This is a genomic window from Clostridium sp. AM28-20LB, from assembly GCF_003480665.1.
GTDB lineage: Bacteria > Bacillota > Clostridia > Lachnospirales > Lachnospiraceae > Otoolea > Otoolea fessa.
This window is the reverse complement of the sequence record NZ_QUJN01000002.1, coordinates 86,679-105,399: the sequence shown is the minus strand read 5'-3', so window position 1 is coordinate 105,399 and position 18,721 is coordinate 86,679. Positions and strand designations below refer to the sequence as shown.

At 50.4% G+C, this 18,721-nt stretch carries 14 protein-coding genes, 1 pseudogene and 1 riboswitch; all 15 genes and pseudogenes read right to left on the bottom strand.

From position 1 onward, the window contains the following. Nucleotides 1-8 precede the first annotated feature (8 nt). The 15 genes and pseudogenes from trsS to DW739_RS05175 all read right to left on the bottom strand — a co-directional run bounded on the left by trsS (nucleotide 9) and on the right by DW739_RS05175 (nucleotide 18,721). Nucleotides 9-1,538, bottom strand: a complete 1,530-nt coding sequence (gene trsS, locus DW739_RS05245; RefSeq protein ID WP_207665576.1) for a radical SAM (seleno)protein TrsS — start codon at nucleotides 1,536-1,538, stop codon at nucleotides 9-11. Between the two features lie 41 nt (nucleotides 1,539-1,579). Continuing rightward, entirely contained in the window at nucleotides 1,580-1,816 is a 237-nt protein-coding gene (locus DW739_RS05240) for a DVU_1557 family redox protein (RefSeq protein WP_022360474.1), read from the bottom strand. A gap of 5 nt (nucleotides 1,817-1,821) precedes the next feature. After that, nucleotides 1,822-4,116 (bottom strand): pyridine nucleotide-disulfide oxidoreductase/dicluster-binding protein, encoded by a 2,295-nt coding sequence (locus DW739_RS05235; protein ID WP_182427942.1) that lies wholly within the window; start codon nucleotides 4,114-4,116, stop codon nucleotides 1,822-1,824. Nucleotides 4,117-4,530: 414 nt separating this feature from the next. Beyond that, the gene (locus DW739_RS05230; protein ID WP_022359117.1) at nucleotides 4,531-7,452 is read right to left on the bottom strand and encodes a molybdopterin cofactor-binding domain-containing protein; all 2,922 of its coding nucleotides are present in this window, start codon (nucleotides 7,450-7,452) and stop codon (nucleotides 4,531-4,533) included. Between the two features lie 85 nt (nucleotides 7,453-7,537). Further along, a complete protein-coding gene (locus DW739_RS05225; protein ID WP_107000907.1) occupies nucleotides 7,538-7,978 on the bottom strand; it encodes a DVU_1555 family C-GCAxxG-C-C protein in 441 nt (146 codons plus the stop codon). A gap of 193 nt (nucleotides 7,979-8,171) precedes the next feature. Then, nucleotides 8,172-8,291: riboswitch (molybdenum cofactor riboswitch) on the bottom strand. A 585-nt stretch (nucleotides 8,292-8,876) separates the two neighbouring features. Continuing rightward, complete coding sequence (locus tag DW739_RS05220) at nucleotides 8,877-9,584, bottom strand: FCD domain-containing protein (protein ID WP_118742740.1); 708 nt, start codon at nucleotides 9,582-9,584, stop codon at nucleotides 8,877-8,879. A gap of 256 nt (nucleotides 9,585-9,840) precedes the next feature. After that, a complete protein-coding gene (locus DW739_RS05215; protein WP_118742739.1) occupies nucleotides 9,841-11,529 on the bottom strand; it encodes a peptide ABC transporter substrate-binding protein in 1,689 nt (562 codons plus the stop codon). A 193-nt stretch (nucleotides 11,530-11,722) separates the two neighbouring features. Next, on the bottom strand, nucleotides 11,723-12,661 hold the full coding sequence (locus tag DW739_RS05210; protein ID WP_118742738.1) for an ATP-binding cassette domain-containing protein: 939 nt from the start codon (nucleotides 12,659-12,661) through the stop codon (nucleotides 11,723-11,725). Beyond that, on the bottom strand, nucleotides 12,658-13,737 hold the full coding sequence (locus tag DW739_RS05205; RefSeq protein WP_118522274.1) for an ABC transporter ATP-binding protein: 1,080 nt from the start codon (nucleotides 13,735-13,737) through the stop codon (nucleotides 12,658-12,660). Before DW739_RS05205 ends, DW739_RS05210 begins: the two co-directional genes overlap by 4 nt. Before the next feature lie 11 nt (nucleotides 13,738-13,748). Next, nucleotides 13,749-14,873: an oligopeptide ABC transporter permease gene (gene opp3C, locus DW739_RS05200; RefSeq protein ID WP_243023734.1), complete on the bottom strand. Its 1,125-nt coding sequence runs from the start codon at nucleotides 14,871-14,873 to the stop codon at nucleotides 13,749-13,751. 11 nt (nucleotides 14,874-14,884) lie between these two features. Further along, complete coding sequence (locus tag DW739_RS05195; protein ID WP_118628367.1) at nucleotides 14,885-15,922, bottom strand: ABC transporter permease; 1,038 nt, start codon at nucleotides 15,920-15,922, stop codon at nucleotides 14,885-14,887. Between the two features lie 4 nt (nucleotides 15,923-15,926). Beyond that, nucleotides 15,927-16,277 carry a hypothetical protein gene (locus DW739_RS05190; RefSeq protein WP_182427941.1) on the bottom strand — a complete coding sequence of 117 codons (351 nt, stop codon included), beginning with the start codon at nucleotides 16,275-16,277 and terminating at the stop codon, nucleotides 15,927-15,929. Nucleotides 16,278-16,316: 39 nt separating this feature from the next. Beyond that, a pseudogene (locus DW739_RS05185) lies at nucleotides 16,317-18,174 on the bottom strand (recombinase family protein). Between the two features lie 54 nt (nucleotides 18,175-18,228). After that, on the bottom strand, nucleotides 18,229-18,420 hold the full coding sequence (locus DW739_RS05180) for a hypothetical protein (protein WP_002596259.1): 192 nt from the start codon (nucleotides 18,418-18,420) through the stop codon (nucleotides 18,229-18,231). 70 nt (nucleotides 18,421-18,490) lie between these two features. Next, a complete protein-coding gene (locus tag DW739_RS05175) occupies nucleotides 18,491-18,721 on the bottom strand; it encodes a PC4/YdbC family ssDNA-binding protein (RefSeq protein WP_002596258.1) in 231 nt (76 codons plus the stop codon).

Here is an 18,721-nt window from a genome sequence, read left to right as displayed (position 1 = left end):
CGCTTCTATTATCTGCCTCTTTCCATCGGAGACAAGTAGTATGCACAGAACGGAATCTTCTTCCCGTCTTTATACACATGCAGGCTGCACTGGCGCAGGCGCTCGATATCGAGATTGCCGGCATCCTGAAACGCCATGGATGTGATCGTGAAGCCATGGCTTTTGGCACGCTTTAAGAAGTCCTCCATATTTGTTATGTCAAGCGACTCTTCTTCACAGCAGCAGGATTCTGGTTCGGGCTGAGTTCCGCCACAACCGCAGTTTCCTGGTTCTGGTTGAGTTCCGCCACAGCAGCAGCTTTCTGGTTCGGGCTGAGTTCCGCCACAGCAGCAGCTTTCTGGTTCTGGCTGGGTTCCGCCACAGCAGCAGCTTTCTTTTTCCGGCTGGCTTTCTCCACAACAGCACGCCTCTTCCACATCGCGCCGTTCCCAGCGGCGTCCGACAAATTCACGGTTCTTCTCCGCCGGATCCGGACCGCAGCAGCAGCCTTCGCCCTCCGGTTCTGTCTCGGTTTTTCCACTATAATTTGTCAACGGCATCAATTTATCCCCAGGCATCACGATAAAATCCCCGTGGAACCCACACATCGGGTGATCGCAGCAGGATGGCGCGATCTGTTCCTCTTTGATAAGCCCCCCGCTCTGGCTGACAACCGCCTCCAAAAGTTCATCCAGCGTATAGCGGTCATCATCCGCCGGCAGCTCCGGGATACGTCCAAAATAGCTGACCGGCTGGAAATGCACGCCGCGCACATACGGCGACCGCTGAATGGCAAACCGGATGATGTCCCCGATCTGCTCCGTATTGACGCCCGGAACAAGGACCGGAACAAGCGTCACGCCGATTCCATACCGGCCGCACTGCTCGATCGCCCGTTTTTTCACTTCCAGCATCGGGCGGCGGCGCAGTTTTTCATATACGGCATCGTCCACGCCGTCAAACTGCATAAATACAAACGAAAGTCCCGCATCTGCCAGACGCTTTACAAACGCCTCGTCCTCCGCCAGGCGCAGACCGTTGCTGTTTAACTGCACATATTTACAGCCAACCTGCTTCGCATACGCCACGATCTCCGGCAGATCGTCCCGCACTGTCGGTTCCCCGCCGGAAAGCTGCAAAAGTGTTTTTCCCGGATCCGTCAGATCGTCGATCCAGCGTTTTATCGTGTCTAAGGACGGATCCTTGGCCCCGTCCGGCTCCGCAAAACAGAAGGTACAGTTCATATTGCACCGCGCTGTGATCTCCAGCAAGGTACAGCAGGTGGCGCGTCTGTGCTCCGCACATAGACCGCAGCCCGCCGGGCAATTTAGATTTTCATTTTCTCCCACCGCCGGACGTTCCCCGCGCCAGTCGGCAAACTTACGCTTATTTCTCCAGATTACACTGGAAAATGTCCCGTGATCCGGACAGGTTTTTACCAGATATATCTGCCCGTCCCGCTCTTCCCGCTTTGCCGGAATGCGTTTTAAACAGACCGGACAGACACTGTATGTATGGCGCATTTCTTCCGGCAGGACGCCTCTATCCTGTGAATCCATTATCATCTTCCTTCATCCCCTTATCCCAATCTATATATCTCCTATTTATCTTCCAGCTCTCTCTCCACATCCGCCATACGTCCTTTTACCAGCGCTTCCGGCAGATATACCTCGCCGCACTTCGGGCAGCACAGGATCTCGGTGTGGAAATTGTGCCCCAGATAGTCAAAAAATGTGGATTTCGGCACCATCTCCACCTGACACCGGCGGCAGATGACTTTTTTCTCCAACGCCTCTTTGATCCGCTGATCTCTTCCGCCTCCATCGATCGTCGGCATACTCATCACTCTCCTTCCAGATTCATGCGGTGGCTGTAGCCATTCCAGAGCCTATAACCGCCGTCCGGCAGCACCTCGTACTCTGCCCAGTAGGTCATATGCTGGATCTTCAGATGCCCGATCCGATGTCCTGTCTCCGGGTCGATAATACCGCGGTCTTCCCGCTCACAGTGTTCAATGACCTGCTCCATATCTTCGATCAAAATCTGACCCGCTGACAATTTGCGTTCCAGTTCCTTCTCAACTTCTAATTTCATGTGTGTTTCCTCTTCGATCGTCTCATTCCAATATGTCTTAAGCAGTTCCCGTTTTGCCGCCAGTCGGTTGTGCCAGCGCTCTGTTACCGTCGCTGCCGGACGTCCCGCGCCATTTAACCCAAACAGCAAATCGAGGATATGTACCGCCTCCTTGCCCTGTCCTGCAAAGGACTCCCGGCAGTTGACGCAGTAGGTCACATACGGCAGTTCCTCCTCTTTTGCACGGGAAGTTGTCATATAGCTTGTGTGGCTCGGAGAAGCAATCCCGATATGCCCGCCGTATCCGCAGCAGCGCGCCTTTTTCCCGTCATACGGCAGATTTTCCCACGTAATCCCCGCCGCATCCGCCAGATGGCGTACACTCTCCTGCAATTCCGGGTAATAGCGGCTGGCGCAGGGATCAAACAAGGCATACGACTGCGCTTGCTGGGTACTTCCTGCTTCCATTTCACCCTTTTCAGCATTGTCCGGTTCCAAAGCAGCATCTTTCTCCATGCCCCACTCTTCCATCACTTCCGCCAGAAAGACAACCGGAAGCTCCGGCAGGTATTCTTCAAACATCTTCCGGCAGTTCGGGCATGCTAAAACCACTGTCGGTTCGCCAAGCTCTCTCCACTGCCGCCGCATTTCCTCCAGATGTGCCGCGTGGATGTCCACTTCGCCTGCCCACTCGGCAGGCGCACCGCAGCAGGTCATCCAGATCGCCGCATCCGGCTTTTTGGAACGCAGCCACTCATACGTCCGCGTCACATAGCGCGGATCCGAACCGGCGAGCTGGCATCCCGGAAAGAATGCATAGGAACTCTTCTTAACATTCTCCGGTTTCCGCGTAAGCCCCGCTTTTCCGGAGGCATACGCCATGTCGCGCAGCCAGAAATCGTGGAATGGCCACGGCATCGCGCCTTTTTTTTGCATTGCCCGCATACTGTCAAGCAGAAACTGGCTGAAATCGATATGCTGCGGACAGACTTCCTTGCAAAGCCCGCAGTGGTCGCAGGTGCTGATCAGTCTGGTCGCCCACGTACCATCGCGCGATAACGTACCGGGATGGATTGTTATGTAAACCTCTTCATACAAACGGCGCGGTGTTTTCTCATGCAGGCGCATCAGATCACAGGCACGCATACAGGCATCACACGAACACTTCTGGCAGCGCGCGATCTCCTGCATCGCCTCTTCCTCCGTATACGATTCCCCGTTTGCCGGAACCACCCGCTCGGCACGCTCGATCCCTTCCGTTTGAAGCTTTAAAAGTGTCCCTTCCTTTCGAAATGGCTCATTCATGCCGCCCGTTTTCAGATACCGTTCGATCGCAAGCGAAACCGCCAGCCCATCTGCCAGCGCCTTCATGCTGTCGCCGCCTGTCAGGGAACCTCCAATGAAAACGCCCGGTGTCCGGGTTGCAAATGCGCCGTCCGGGTCCATTTCCAGACCAAAGTCCGCGCCATCTGCCTCAGTTGCCACATACACGGCATCATAGTCCGCCCGGAGTGCCTCCAGATCCGTTACCGTTTCACCGAGATGGCGTGAAAATTCCTCAAACTGGAACTGTGCCTCGATCTCCGCATCAAATTCCGCCGGATCCATCTGGTTTCTCGCCTGACCGCCCAGAACCATTTCCCGCTCATAAATCGTTACCTCGTACTTTTTATTGCAGAGACGCAGTGCACAGCCAAGCCCCGAAAGACCGCCTCCGACGATCGCGATCTTTTTTCCTTTCGACGGCAGGTTATACGCATTCGGTGCCTTCCGCTTCGCGTACTCGACAGTCGCCCGCTCTAAAAGCCCCATCGCGATCCCCCCGTCCAGCTTCGCACGCAGACATGCCTTCTCGCACGGATGGCTGCACAGCTTCGACACAATATCCGGAAATCCCACCGTATTCTGATAGGTCCGGTACGCCGCGTTGAAACGTCCCTTTTTCCACTTTTCTTCCAGCCCCTTGATATCCAGCCGGAACGGACAGGCTGCCTGGCAGAACGGCGGCTCGTTCTGATGGCATTTCTCCGCCAGCGTCTTCTCAAAATCTTCCAAATAGCTCACAGGGCGGACCTCCCTTCTTTTCTCCTGCATTTATCGTTACTGTTCACGCATACATGCCCAGTAACGGAATTTGCCGTGGCTTCGCATTTAAATACGGCAAATTCCTGCTGCCACCACGTTTTCTTACGGCACTTTCGGTTCCAAAAGTGCCTACCCGTGAACAGTAACCATTTATCCTCTCCCAGAATCATTTATCCCGTCCTCCATCGATAAGTAAAAATTCTAAGAGCCAACTTTTAATACTTTTTATTATATACCATAATTACAAAAAAGCCGCTGCAAAACCTACCTCTCTAAACATAGATTCTGCAGGTTCGCAGCAGCTTTTATTTAATTCTTATTTACAATCACGCGATACGCCTTGCCGCAGCTGCCCGCTTCATGTGCAGCCACGCATTCCTCTTCCGAATCGGATTAGAACGGACGCTCAGCTGTCGGATCATCCAGGGATACGTAGAAGCTCTGGGTTCCTACCTGTACCGGATTCTCTTTGATGTTCTCCAGTTCCTCATACATATCGGAACCAAGGAAGTATTTCTTCGGCTCGTACGGTTTCTCGCCCTTTGCGATTGCATCCAGACCAGCTTTTACCTTCTCCGGAAGTGCCGGGATCTCATGGATACGTACGCCGCAGGCATTGTAGATACCATTCAGAACTGCACAGTGGCCAGATGCCTGGAATGCCTCAGAAGCACCTGAAGAACCGAACGGACCATCAGAGATAGCGCCATCGATATGAATCAGGTTGATATCATCCGGAACATCCTTGATGTAGGAAGTACCAGCGCCAAACATGTTCGCATGTTTCTTAACGTCTGCGTAGTCCTCTTTCAGGGCGAAGCCGATACCATGCATGATACCGCTGTATGCCTGACCGTTAACAGCATCGATATTACCGATACGTCCAACGAAGTCAACACAGGTGAATTTCAGAACGGTAGTCTTACCGGTCTTAGTATCAACCTCAACCTCTGCCAGGTTCAGGCAGTATGTGAATGCCGGAGTCGGGTCGCCGATACCGGTATTCGGATCCAGACGGCACAGACCCGGAGTTGTGTTGGTCTCGTAACGGCCGAGATACTTGGTCTCGATGCCTTCTGCCTTCATCTCATCATAGGTACGAAGTGTACCATCTTCTTTTCTCATAGCTGCCAAAAGCTTGTTAGCTGCGATGATGGTTGCATTACCATCCATGTACAGGGAACGGCTGGCACCAGCCATACCGGTATCCGGACAGGTCTTGGTATCATTCTGAATCAGCTGGATATCTTCTGGTGTCAGATGCATTTCTTTCAGAGCTTCCAGTGTTACTACCAGAGAACCGGTTGTAGCACCCTGGCCCATTGCATGCCATGTGTCGTATTTGCGGATCTTGTTGCCCGGCATAAGCTCAAGAGCAACCTCAGCGCTGTCGCCGCCGCCCTCAGTAACGTTGAAGCCGCCCCATGCGATACCAACGCCTCTTCTCTTCTCCGGTGTGTCAGCCGCTTTCGCATCAGCCACCGCCTTCTCATAGATTGGACGCATGGTATCCATGATCTTCTCCATCGGATACTGCGGATATACATAGCTGTTGATATTCTTATCGCCTTCACGGCAGATATTCTTATAACGGAACTCGAACGGATCCATGCCCAGTTCTTCTGCCATCATATCCATCAGCGGCTCGCTGAGTGTATATGCCTGCGGAGAACCGTAGCTTCTGTAAGCAGTACCAAATGCATGGTTAACGTTGGCTACACGAACCAGACCTGCTACGTTCGGTACATTGTACGGGAAGAAGGTGAAACGTGCCGGTTTGGTCATAACGTCGTCACCGCCCCAGGAGTAAGCGCCGTGGTCCATACCGATATCAAATTCAGCAGCCAGGATCTTACCTTCATTATCACATGCCAGACGGCCATTGGAGTATGCCGGGCAGCGTTTGCCGCTGAAGTGCTGATGCTCTTCATAGGACATGGACAGGGATACCGGCTCGCCGGTAACTACGGTACAAGCTGCACACAGTGCGATATCGCCTGCGTTGGTAGACCATCCAAAGCTTGCGCCGGTCGGGTTCATGATGATACGGTATTTATCCTTCGGTACACCAAGGCAGTTACCCAGACGTCCGATCGAGGAGTATACACACTGGGATTTACACTGAATGGTCAGCAGGCCATCATCGCCCCAGTAAGACTGAAGTACACAACCCTCGATGGAAAGATGCGGCTCACGTGAGGAGGAGAAGCTTCCTTCTACTACATGCGGTGCTTTGTCGATTAAGTCTCTTACCTCTTCTGCATCTTCCAGACCTGCTCCCTTTAATACCGGCTGCTCGCAGAAGATGTTCGGAGTATCCTCATGGATACGGATAGCATCCGGCATAACTGCATCCAGATATGTCAGATACTCTGGCAGCTGCTCGTATTCCATCGTAACCTTAGCGGCTGCTGCACGAGCCTGACGATGTGTATGAGCTACTACCATAGCGATAACATCACCGTAACGATAGATCTTCTCATCCTGAAGAACTTTACGGGATGGTGTCATAACAGTACTTCTCTCATGGAACTGACCCTCAGCCATGATGTTAGTTCCGCCTGCTGCGATGAGGTCTTTTGCTGTGATAACCTTAACAACGCCCGGCATCTTCTCAGCTTCCTCAGTATGGATAGCCAGAATCTTTGCATGATGGGTAACCTTCGGCTGAACGATAGCTGCATATAAAACGCCCTGCGGCATCTTAAGAGCCTGATCATCGCCGTAGTCGGTCAGACCACAAACCTTACCAAGTGCATCCTGACGAACAACCGGTTTTCCGTAGTAGTTGCCATCTTCCGGATTGTGGAACTTGATATCCTCGATGCTGCACTCGCCACGCATAACCTTAGCTGCAGCCATAACTGCATCTACAATCTGTTTGTATCCGGTACAACGGCATACGTTTCTTGTCTTCTGGAACCAGTCACGAACCTCTTCACGGGTCGGATCCGGGTTCTGCTCTAACAGAGCATATGCGGAAACGATGAAGCCTGGTACACAGAAACCACACTGTACAGCACCGCAGTTCATCCATGCAACCTGTAACGGATGCAGATGCTGCGGAGTACCGATACCCTCGATGGTGGTAATCTTGGAATACTCTTCTACCTGGCTGATTTTCTTGGTACAGGAACGGATTACCTGTCCGTTCAGAATGATGGAACATGAACCGCAGACACCGGTTCCACATCCAACCTTAACACCGGTCAGACCGATCCGGCGCAGAACATCTGACAGTTTATCGTTTTCCGGATCGCACATAAACATACGATCCACACCGTTGATGTTCAACATCATTTTTCTTAATTTCATGCTGCTTCGTCCTCCTTCTTTAAAATAAATAGAGCCCTGATGCTTCCGACTATCCTTCCGCATCATACCCAATACTTACGATTCCTTAGTCATCCGCGTTTTCCAGCATCTCTGCCAGATCCGCCAGATCCACGCCATAGTCCTCCAGAAGTTCTCTGGCCTTGCGGTAGGTATTCTCTACCACCTGGGGACACCGAAGTGCCTTGTTGGCCATGTTATCTCCTAAAATCGAATGACAATCACTTCCTCCATAGATTTCACCATAGTTTTCCTGAAACCAGTCTGCCAGTTCCGGTATCATCTCGCTGTATGCCGCTTCCGGCTCAAAGAGCGCCATCATCATCGCCGCACCGGTCAAAGCTCCGCAGGTCAGCCCGCTTCTGACTCCCAGACAGAGTGCTGCAGATGCCTTCAGAAGGCTCGGGTTCTCCTCGCCCTTAAGGGTAAGTCCCAGCGAAACAAGTGCCTGACTGCAGCAGCTTCCCGATAAAAGCAGCTGGTTCAGTTTTTTAATATCCGGCTCCATCCGCACCTCCTGTTCTTAGAAACACAAAAAGAAAAGCGGCACCGCCTCTGAAAAGACAGTACCGCTTAACGTATCCGAGTTTGTATATACATCTGCACCTATAGATATGGATACACCTATATCTATACCTATCTGTCAGCACATATATACCCTATCTATACAAGAAGCCTGACAGCTTCCCGTATCCATCGATGTAAAGCGAATCTCTCTTTCTTTTCAAATGCGGAAGGCACTTCCATTTCCAGATGTACCCATTGGCCTGACTGCATACGGTTTCCCGCTTAGCAATTTCGGCTCGAAAAACAGATTGTTTCTATTTTGGTTTTGATACCTCTATGGTACTCTGCTTTTCATCGAAAGTCAATCTCATTTTTCATAATTTTGAAATTTTTTACATCGACAGGACACTTGTTCGCCCCTTATTTTACCTCAATACGGGATTTTCAACATGCTATTTTACCCTTGTAATATCTGTTTACTTACAGAATTTCAGCATAACTTCCGTTCAAATGTTGTATTATTTGAAGATTTGTATTCTTCCTTTCTACTATTTGATCGAGTATTTTTTAAAAAAATAACGGTTCACACGCTTTCATAATTTTTCATTTTCATTTGTTTAAACGTGAATTTTGTTCACTTTGATTTCACTTGTATGAAATTTATATCTTTTCGATTCATAATCAAACATGAATATCTGTTATTTATCCGCTATAAATCCTCACATTTTTAAGTATCCTTTTTTCATTTTCTTTTTCTGTTTTAAATTTTATTCTGCAAACCATTATTTTTTATTTCAGATAACGCAAGCATATTTAAGAACAGAATTCTTGCACATACAAATTCCGCATCGAAGATGTGATTTGCATAAATTTTTTCTTATTTATAATCCGTACAAATCCTACTTTCTCCCCGCAAAATACGCCTGCAGGTTCTCCCCTACATGCTCCAGATGCCGCTCCATCTCCCGGCGCGCCAGTGCCCCGTCTCCGGCTTCAATCGCTGCCAGAAGGCTTTCGTGTTCATTTTCCCGGACTTCGTCAGAGCGGACTGCCGCCTGGTTGAAGCGCGCATAAGCGTCCTGGTCGGTCAGGATGAGCTTTAACATCCGCAGGATAGATGGGCTGCCTGAGAGATGCGCGATCTTCAGATGGAACGCCAGATCTTCCTCGCTTCCCGCCCTTCCATGGCGGATTGCATAGAGATAGTCTGCCTGCAGATCTTTTAATTTCTGAAGTTCCTTCGGCTCAATCCGCTCTGCACATGCCTCCGCCGCATATCCCTCCAGGAGTTTCCGCACCAAAAGAATATCCTCCAGCCCGCTTTCTGTCTCCATCGACGCCGCCTCGATAAGCTCATTCGCCGCCTTCATCTTCTCCCGGTATGACCGTTCTTCTTCCAGAAAGCGTTCGCCCTGCGGCGTCAGGATCCGCCCCTTGTTCTGCACCTTGACAAGCAGCCCTGCTTTCTCCAGCTCCAGAAGCTCCCGCCCGATGCTGGCGGACGGAAGATGCAGGATCTGCGCCAGCTGGAGTGCTCCCGCCGGGGTGTTTAAGTCCTGCATGGCTGTCAGTATTTCAAAGCTGCTGTTTCGTTTTTTCCCTGCCATCTTTCCACCTCAATACTCTGTACTATTTCTATGATTGTATCATCATTTCCGATTCGTGTAAATCATCCCTTACTGTATCGTACGGAATTTTCAGTTCAGAAAATTCCCACCTGTGAACCGTTACAAGCAGGCTGCAGTTTGACAGCGAAAATGCCATAAAATAACAAAAAAGCGAACCGCAGGGTACATTTTCTCACTCTGCGGTCCGCTTTGAATCTAAAATCATTTCAGATTTTGATCCATCTGTTTTTATTTATTACTTTTTATCTACATTGATGAACAGATAAGGAAGTCCTACGGAGTAATACTGGATACCGCTTACATCCGGATTGGTCATAACAGCTACAGACTGTCCGTAAATCGGGAACAGAACACACTGATCTGCCAGTGTCTTCTCACAGCCAACTAAAGCCTCCCAACGAGCATCCTGGTCGAGTGCCAGATCGCCCTTCTTTGCGGACTGGATGGTTGCATCGTAGTCTGCATCGGAGAACTGGGAGTAGTTGGTAGAGCTGCCGGTTACCCACATATCCAGATCGGTCATCGGATCTGCGTAGTCCGGACCCCAGCGGGTAAGACCAATATCATATTCACCCTTCTGCATGTATTCCAGACGGGCTTTCTTCGGAAGCACCTGAAGTTCGATGGTCAGACCCGGCAGATTGTTCTGCCACTCGCTCTGCAAGAACTGTGCAACAGCCTGTGCAGAATCGGTATCTTCACACATTAAGGTAAAAGATAAGGAATCTTTTCCAAGCTCGCCAAGACCTGTCTTCCACAGCTCTTTTGCTGCCTCTACATCGTAGGTCCAGCTGTCGTATGCGCTGCCTGCTGCCTCGCGGAAATCTTCGCCTTTTTCATTGGTAGCAAGACCCTGCGGTACGAAGTAATCCATCGGTGTGGAACCATCTTTCAGAACACGGGTTGTGATCGCTTCTTTGTCATACGATTTTGCCAGTGCCTTACGGATATTTACATTGTCAAGCCCCTCTTTCTTCATGTTCGGGGTCAGATACCAGTTGTAACCGTCACTTCTGGTGGAGAATCTCGGATCATCCTCGTACTGCTCTACCAGGTTGCCGCTTAATGTTACAATGTCCAGATCGCCATTCTCAAAAGAAAGGGCTGCTGTCTGGCTGTCGGTAATGATCGAGAACTCAACACCGTCCAGTTTGACATCGGATGCACCGAAGAACTGATCATTCTTTACTAATTCTACTTTCATGGCAGACGGCTCATAGGAAGATACCTTGAACGGACCATCTGCTAGCAGGGTATCTGCGGAAGTTGCAAAGTTGCCGCCGCAGCTCTCTACAAATTTCTGATTTAAAGGCAGGAAGCATGCGCCGGATGCCATCAGGTAATCAAAGATAGCACACGGGGAGCTTAAAGTTACGACTAATGTCTTATCGTCCGCTGCCTCTACCCCCAGTTCCTCAACCGGTTTTTCACCTGTTGTTACCTCTTCCGCATTTGCGATGCAGGCGGTTGTGATAAAGAACTGGTAATCACTTGCAGTTGCCGGATCGGCTACTCGTCTCCATGCGTAAACGAAATCGTTTGCCGTTACCGGATCGCCGTTGGACCAATTTGCGTCGTCACGGATCTTGAAGGTCAGGGTCAGACCATCCTCGGACTTCTCCTCACTCTCCGCCACGCCGTAAACCGGAGCACCTGACTCATCCTTGGTCATCAGACCCATCATAAACTGGGAGATAACACCACTGGATGTGTAGTCGTTGGAAAGTGCCGGATCCAGGGAGTCTACCAGAGTGCTTGCCTGATAGCGAAGCACCTTGCCGCCCTCAGCCGAGCTGCCGCCCTCTTCGCTTCCAGATTCAGCCGCTGCTGTCTCTGTTGTCTGGGTCGATCCGCCGCAGCCTGCCAAAAGTCCAGCAAACATGGCAGAAGCCAGCGTCCACGCCATTACTTTTCTTAGCTTCATAATACTTCCTCCTTTTTTGTTTTTTTAATAAAACCAAACCATTCCCGTTTCATGCTGCATTTCCTGGTCCCGGCTGTCTATCCTCAGTTGTCTGCTGGTTCGGCTCATCTATAAAATCACCCGCTAAACAGGTCATTTTATCACATTTATTATGGTTGATTTTGTGCCGGAATGCATCGGCTTTCTTTTAAATCTACACCCATTTTTCCAAATCTGCATCGGTTCCGCGCACAAAATGTGTGCCCTCAATCTGATGCATCGTACCTGCGCCGTAATCCAGGCCGCTCGTCTTATAATCATAGTGCAGTGCAATCCGGCGGCGATCTACCACCGGGTTCGGGTTCGGGATCGCCGAAATCAGGCTTCGGGTGTACGGATGTACCGGATGGGAGAAAATCTCCTCCGTCGTGCCCGTCTCCAAAAGGTAGCCCAGATGAAGAACACCGATGCGGTCGGAAATATATTTAACCATCGAGAGGTCGTGGGCGATGAAGAGGTATGCAAGCCCCGTCTCGTCCTGGATGTCCTTCATCAGGTTGACAACCTGCGCCTGAATGGACATATCGAGCGCCGAGATACACTCATCGGCAATGATCAGCTTCGGGTTCATGACAAGCGCCCGGGCGATGCCGACACGCTGCCGCTGACCACCGGAAAACTGATGCGGGTACCGGTTTGCATGTTCCGGCGCCAGACCTACCTTGTGGAGGATGTCTGCCACCATCTCGGTCCGCTCTTTCTGGGAATGGTACCGGTGATGGATATCCAGCCCCTGTGCAATGATATCCGCTACTTTCTGGCGCGGATTTAAACATGCCATCGGATCCTGGAAAATCATCTGCATATCACTTCTGAGTCTCGCCTCTGTCTGGCGGCTCATTTTTCCGGAAATATCCATCCCGTCAAAGGTAATTTGTCCTGCGGTCGGATCGTAGAGGCGGATCAGCGCCCGCCCGATCGTCGTCTTTCCCGATCCGGATTCCCCCACAAGACCATAGGTCTCGCCCGGATTGATATAAAAACTGACATCCTCAACCGCTTTTACGGTAAATTTCCGGCTGACCGGAAAGTATTGCTTGAGTCCTTTTACTTCCAGAAGGGGCTTTTTGTTTGTCTCTGTCACTGTACTCATGCGATTCCCCCCTCTTTCTTCATTCTCTCAATTCGATCCCGAAGCTCCGGCGGCATATCGACCTTCGGCGCCTTCGGATGCAGCAGCCATGTCGCGGCGCTGTGTGTCTCCGATATCTTGAACATCGGCGGCTCCAGACGACTGTCAATGTTTAACGCATATTTATTCCGCGGTGCAAACGCATCACCCGTTACCTTGTGAAGCAGGTTTGGCGGGCTGCCCGGGATTGTGTAAAGACGTTCGTCGTCCGTTCCCAGATCTGGCATCGCGGAGAGAAGTCCCCATGTGTACGGGTGGCGCGGATCGTAGAATACATCCTCGACCGTGCCGCTCTCGACGATCTTGCCTGCATACATGACGTTGACATAATCGGCAACCTTCGCAACGACGCCCAGATCGTGCGTGATATAGATAACCGACAGCTGCCGTTTTTTCTGAATCTCCTGAATCAGCTCCAGAATCTTCGACTGAATCGTAACGTCCAGCGCCGTCGTCGGCTCGTCGCAGATTAAAAGTTCCGGATCGCACGCCAGTGCGATCGCAATGACGATTCTCTGGCGCATACCACCGGAGAGCTGGTGCGGATAGTTTTTGATTCGCTTCTCCGCGTCGGTGATGCCGACCAGCTTCATCAGCTCCAGCGCCTTCTCATATGCCTCTTCCTTCGGTGTATGGTAATGCCAGATCATGCCTTCCATGATCTGTTTCCCAACCGGCATCAGCGGGTTTAAGGAGGTCATCGGATCCTGGAAGACCATCGCGATCCGTTTTCCGTTGATATGGCGGCGGATTTCCTCTTTTTTCATCTGCAGAATTTCTCTGGTGACCCGTTCCTCCGGGTTACGGTAATATGAAAATGTGATCTGTCCGCGGTCGATCGTTCCGTTCTTTGCCAGGATTCCCATGATCGCCTTCGCAGAAACCGATTTACCGGAACCGGATTCCCCAACGATTGCAACCGTCTCGCCCCGGTTTACCGTCAGGTTGACGCCCCGGACGGCATTGACCACTCCGGCTGTCGTCTCGAAGGAAATGTCCAGATTCCGCACTCGTAAAATTTCTTCTTTTTTCTCCATGCCATTTCCTCCTACATATCCTTCATCTTCGGATCCAATGCATCACGCAGACCATCCGCCAGCATGTTAAAGCACAGCATCAGAAGTCCCATGACAATTAACGGGAACACGATCATGTACGGATGGCTTGTAAAGTTCTGATATCCACTCGAAATCAGGGAACCCAGCGAAGCCATCGGCTCCGGCACCCCCAGGCCAATAAAGGCTAAGAATGCCTCGGTAAAGATCGCATGCGGGATCGAGAACATCGTCTGTGTGATCAAAGGACCAAAAATATTTGGTAAAATCTCTTTGAAAATAATGCGGAAACTCTTTGCTCCCAGCGTCCGGGAAGCAAGCACATATTCCTGCTCTTTCAGCTTTAAGACCTCCGCGCGGGCGATTCGGCTCATGCCCAGCCACCCGGAAAACATCAGGGCGAACGTGATAGACATAAGCCCCGGTTTCATAACTAACAAAAGCAGGGTAACCGTGATCAGGTACGGAATACTGTTTAGTATCTCGACGATACGCTGCATGATCATATCGACTTTTCCGCCGAAATATCCGGATACAAGTCCATACGTCAGACCAAACGCAAGGTCGATGAATACCGCCAGAACCGCTACATAGAGGCTGATCCGCGTTCCGCTCCAGGTCCTGGTCCAGAGGTCGCGTCCCAGCGAATCGGAACCAAACCAGTAGTAGGTATCGGTCAGATCGTTGCTCTCATAATAGTTGATTTCTTTGCTTCCGGTGGATGTACGGATCGTCTCAGAACCATCTAAGATACCCATATTTTCCAGTCCCGGCACTCTCGGCGCCATGTTCTGGTTGGTAATAATCTGCTGATCGTAGGTAAACTGGTTCATGTGAGGTCCGACAAGCGCCATCACAATCAGAAACAGAATACAGACAAAGCTGAACATTGCGCCCTTATTTTTCTTAAACCGTGCAATTGCCTCTTTCCAGTAGCTCTGGCTTGCAAAGTTTGTATCGACATGTTCAAAGCCGTCTTTGTGCTGGAATTCAAAATCATCGTCCAGAAATTCGATCTGGCTTAAATATTCTTCGGGTGATAACACATGCTCCCGAACGGAAGCCACATCCCCGACTGTCATTTTCTCATCTGTCTTTTCGTCACTCCGTTTTTTCATGCCATCACCTCTCAATCCGATTTCTTCGCCAGACGGATTCTCGGGTCGATAATTCCGTACAGGACGTCAACCACCAGCATCAGGACAATGTACATGACACTGTAGATAAATGCCAGCGAAATCGTCACGTTGTAATCGTTGGACTGAATCGCTGCAATCATTAAACTTCCGATGCCCGGAATCGAGAAGATCTTCTCGATAACCAGGGAACCAATCATCAGATCGACAACCAGCGGCGCCAGTACCGTAATGATCGGGATCAGCGCGTTTCGAAGTGCATGGCGCACCAGAAGCGGGCGTCCCGTGATTCCCTTGCTCTCCGCAAGCAGCATGTAGTCGCTGTCCAGCACCTCCAGAAGGGAGGTTCTCGTAAATCGAGCCACCGTCGCTACCGTAAACATCGACAGCGCCAGCATCGGCATGATCGACGATGCGAAGAACTTCTTGCCGTCAAACAGAAGCGGCAGCCACTGTGCCTTGTAGCCGATGAAATATGCCATAACCAATGCAAAAACATAGGACGGAAGGCTGACGCCCAGAACTGAAATCACAGTACAGATGGTATCAAGCCAGCTATTTTTCTTGAGCGCTGCCAGAATACCTAAAATCAGTCCGACTACCGCACCGAAGGAAACTGCCTCCAGTCCGATTCCAAAGCTGACCGGCACACGGTTCTTTAACAGAACCGAGATGGAGGTATCCTTGGAGATAACATACGATACACCAAAATCGCCCTGCAGCAGGTTCTTCACATACGTGAAAAACTGTACGATCAACGGTTTGTCCAGTCCATATTTCTTCGACATCATCGCAATCTGATCCGCGGTCAGCTTTTCATCGTTGAACGGAGATCCCGGCATCAGCTGCAGCAGCATAAAAAGTACCAGGATGATGATCAGAAGCGTGACAAGAGAAATCATGATACGTTTTCCGATATATTTCTTCATGTCCGTACTCCCTTCTTTCTTAGTATAATACGTCTCTCTCCTTCTCTTATAGCCCGGATATTCTTTCAACTCCGAAGTATAAAATAAGACAAACGGTTTTATCTCTCTATTCCTGCATCCACACGCGCATATGCGTCATGCCGCGGTTGCACCATGCATAGTACGGAATTGCCTGCAGGGTTACCATCTTTTCCGGTGCCGCATCTTCTGCATAAAGCGCCGGATTAACCGCCGCTTTCTTCCGGCAGCCCGTCACGCGCAGCGCCACGATACCTTCCAGCAGATCCGCCTGATACGAAAGCGCTTCAATCTTCGCCTCCCGCGGAATCCGCAGTGTCTGAAGATCCTCTCCGTTGTCCACGCCCTCAAAGGTGTAGATGATTGGTCCGCGTCTGAGTGCCACGCATCCGGCATCCGCCCGCACCATCGGGTGTGCATAGACCCGCTCCGGCTCCATCTCCATCTCGCAGGAAACAGTATCACCAGGCTGCCAGCTTCAGTCGGTCATTTTTTGCGGACAGTTCAATACATGCCTGTCTGTTTCGCTCCCTGCTCCTGCGTTTGCTCTCGTTTGATTTCTCCCTCTGTATCTTCTTGGCACAAGCAGGACAATACTTCGATATGCCAGAGCGGGGAACATATTCAACACCGCACACCGTACAATTCTTAGGCTTTAACGCAGTCCACCGCTTTGTCGGTGTGATATGTAATTCACCGACAAAGCCGATGAATTTATAATAAATCTTGATTTCCTGCCGCACCATTCCGTCTGTAAGTTTCTCACGTTCCGAAACAAGTATCTTGTCTATAAGTGCGTTTATGATGGTTGCGTCCAGTTCCTTAATGCCTTGATAGTTGCGGATTAGGGAGAGGAAATCACGGACACCCTGCGTCTTCTCATAGCTGTCGCTGAGCGTTTCCGTTACCTCTTTCAGCCTTGCTTCAATTTCAAGCTGTTCTTTCTGGTATTTTCCCGACATCATCTCAAAATTCCGCTCGGTAATACGCTCCATCACCTTATCTTCATAGAGTGAGGAAAACAGCCTGTCCAGTTCTGCAAGGCGTTTGTTCAGTTTTCTTTGCTCCTTTTCCAGTGCCTTTGCCTTGCTCTGGTCTGTTTCCGTGAGCCGCTTTTCAATCGCCCTCACTGCCTTTTCATCATTGACTGCCATATCCGCAAATCGGTTGATGTCGGTGAGGACAGCGTTGAACAAGTCCCTCGCTTCAATGCTGTGTGCGGTACACATGATATTACCGTATCTGCCATAATTATTGCAGGAATATTGTACGCAGTCGATGATGTCGGGGCGTTTCCTCCTGTTGGCACTCATAGCCCGCATCGCATAGCCGCAGTCCGCACACTTAATAACGCCTGCAAAGATGTTCTCAAAGCCGCCCTTGTTTTCTGGTAATCTGCGGCTTGTAATAAGCTGCTGTACGGTATCAAATTCCTCCTGCGTGACTATCCCCTCATGGGTGTCTGGTATCACTTCCCATTCTTCGGGCAGCTTAGAGGGGCGTTTCTTGCTTTTCATGTTGGCGGCAATCCGCTTGTAGCCTGCAAGGTTTCCCGCATATATCGGGCTTCTTAAAATGCCCCTTACGCTGTTCTCGCTCCAAATATAACGGTTCTCCTCATTCTCCTCAAAATACCTCTCATAGCCTGTTGCCCCCTGCTCCGCCGCATAAGCGGCGGGGCGTAAGATATGCTGTTTGTTGATGTGCTTGCGGATTTTGGCGATTCCGTTGCCCGCTAACGCAAGGTCAAATATTTCCCTTACCACATGGGCAACTTTGTCATCTATCAGCAGATGGTTGTGGTCGGCGGGGTCTTTGACGTAACCGTATGGTGCTGTCGTCCCCATGAATTTCCCCTGCTGAAACCTCGCTCGGTACGCCGATTTTATCTTGACCGACACATCGGCGGAATACATTTCGTTTAGGATGTTGCGGAAAGGCGTGATGTCCATAGCGGATTTATTGAGCGTGTCCACGCCGTCATTGACCGCTATATACCTCACATTATGCTCTGGGAAAAACACTTCCAGATACAGTCCGCAATCAAGATAGTTCCTCCCCAGACGAGATAAATCTTTCGTGATAACGCAGTTTATCAGACCGCTTTCAATGTCCTTAATCATGTTCTGGAAACTTGGTCTTTGGAAATTTGTACCAGAGTAACCGTCGTCCACATACGTTTTTGCTAAGTGCCATCCCTGCTTTTTCACATAATCCGTGAGGATGGATTTCTGTGTCGCAATGCTCGCACTCTCGTTATCCGTGCCATCGTCTTTTGACAAGCGGCAGTACATGCCGACTTCATAAATCTTGTTCTCCATTCTTATTCCTGCCATACTGTAAAACCTCCATATCTGTCCTATCTGTTTTCATGTTCCATTGCGTACATTCTAAGCGGACAGCCCCTCATTGTCGAAGGTGTCGCCCTCGGCAATCTTCTTCCGAATATCCTCGGAAATAATCGGGATAAACGCTTCTGTGACTGTCTGCGTGCCGACATATTCACGGCTGATTATCATCTGAACTGGTGCTTTCGGCACGATACGCTTTCTCTTTTTATCTGCTTTCTTATCCTCGCCCATACTTAAATCTTCCTTTCCAGACAGGGCAGGAGAACGTCTGGAAACGCCCCGCCCTGTCAATCAGATACCATCAATCCCCGCTGTTTACTTCTTTCTGTAATGCTTCAAGGAGTGCTGCTGCTTCATCAGCGTTCAACGTGATACCCTTTCCGCACTTCTCACGGTTCGGGGAAAAGCTGCGGATGTCATATTTCGGCTCTCTTCCGTTCCATGAGATAAGATTGATTTCTTTTGTGTAGCCGCTGTCGCCCTTAGACAATACGGCGATTTCCTTTACAATCTCATACTGGATTTCTTTCAT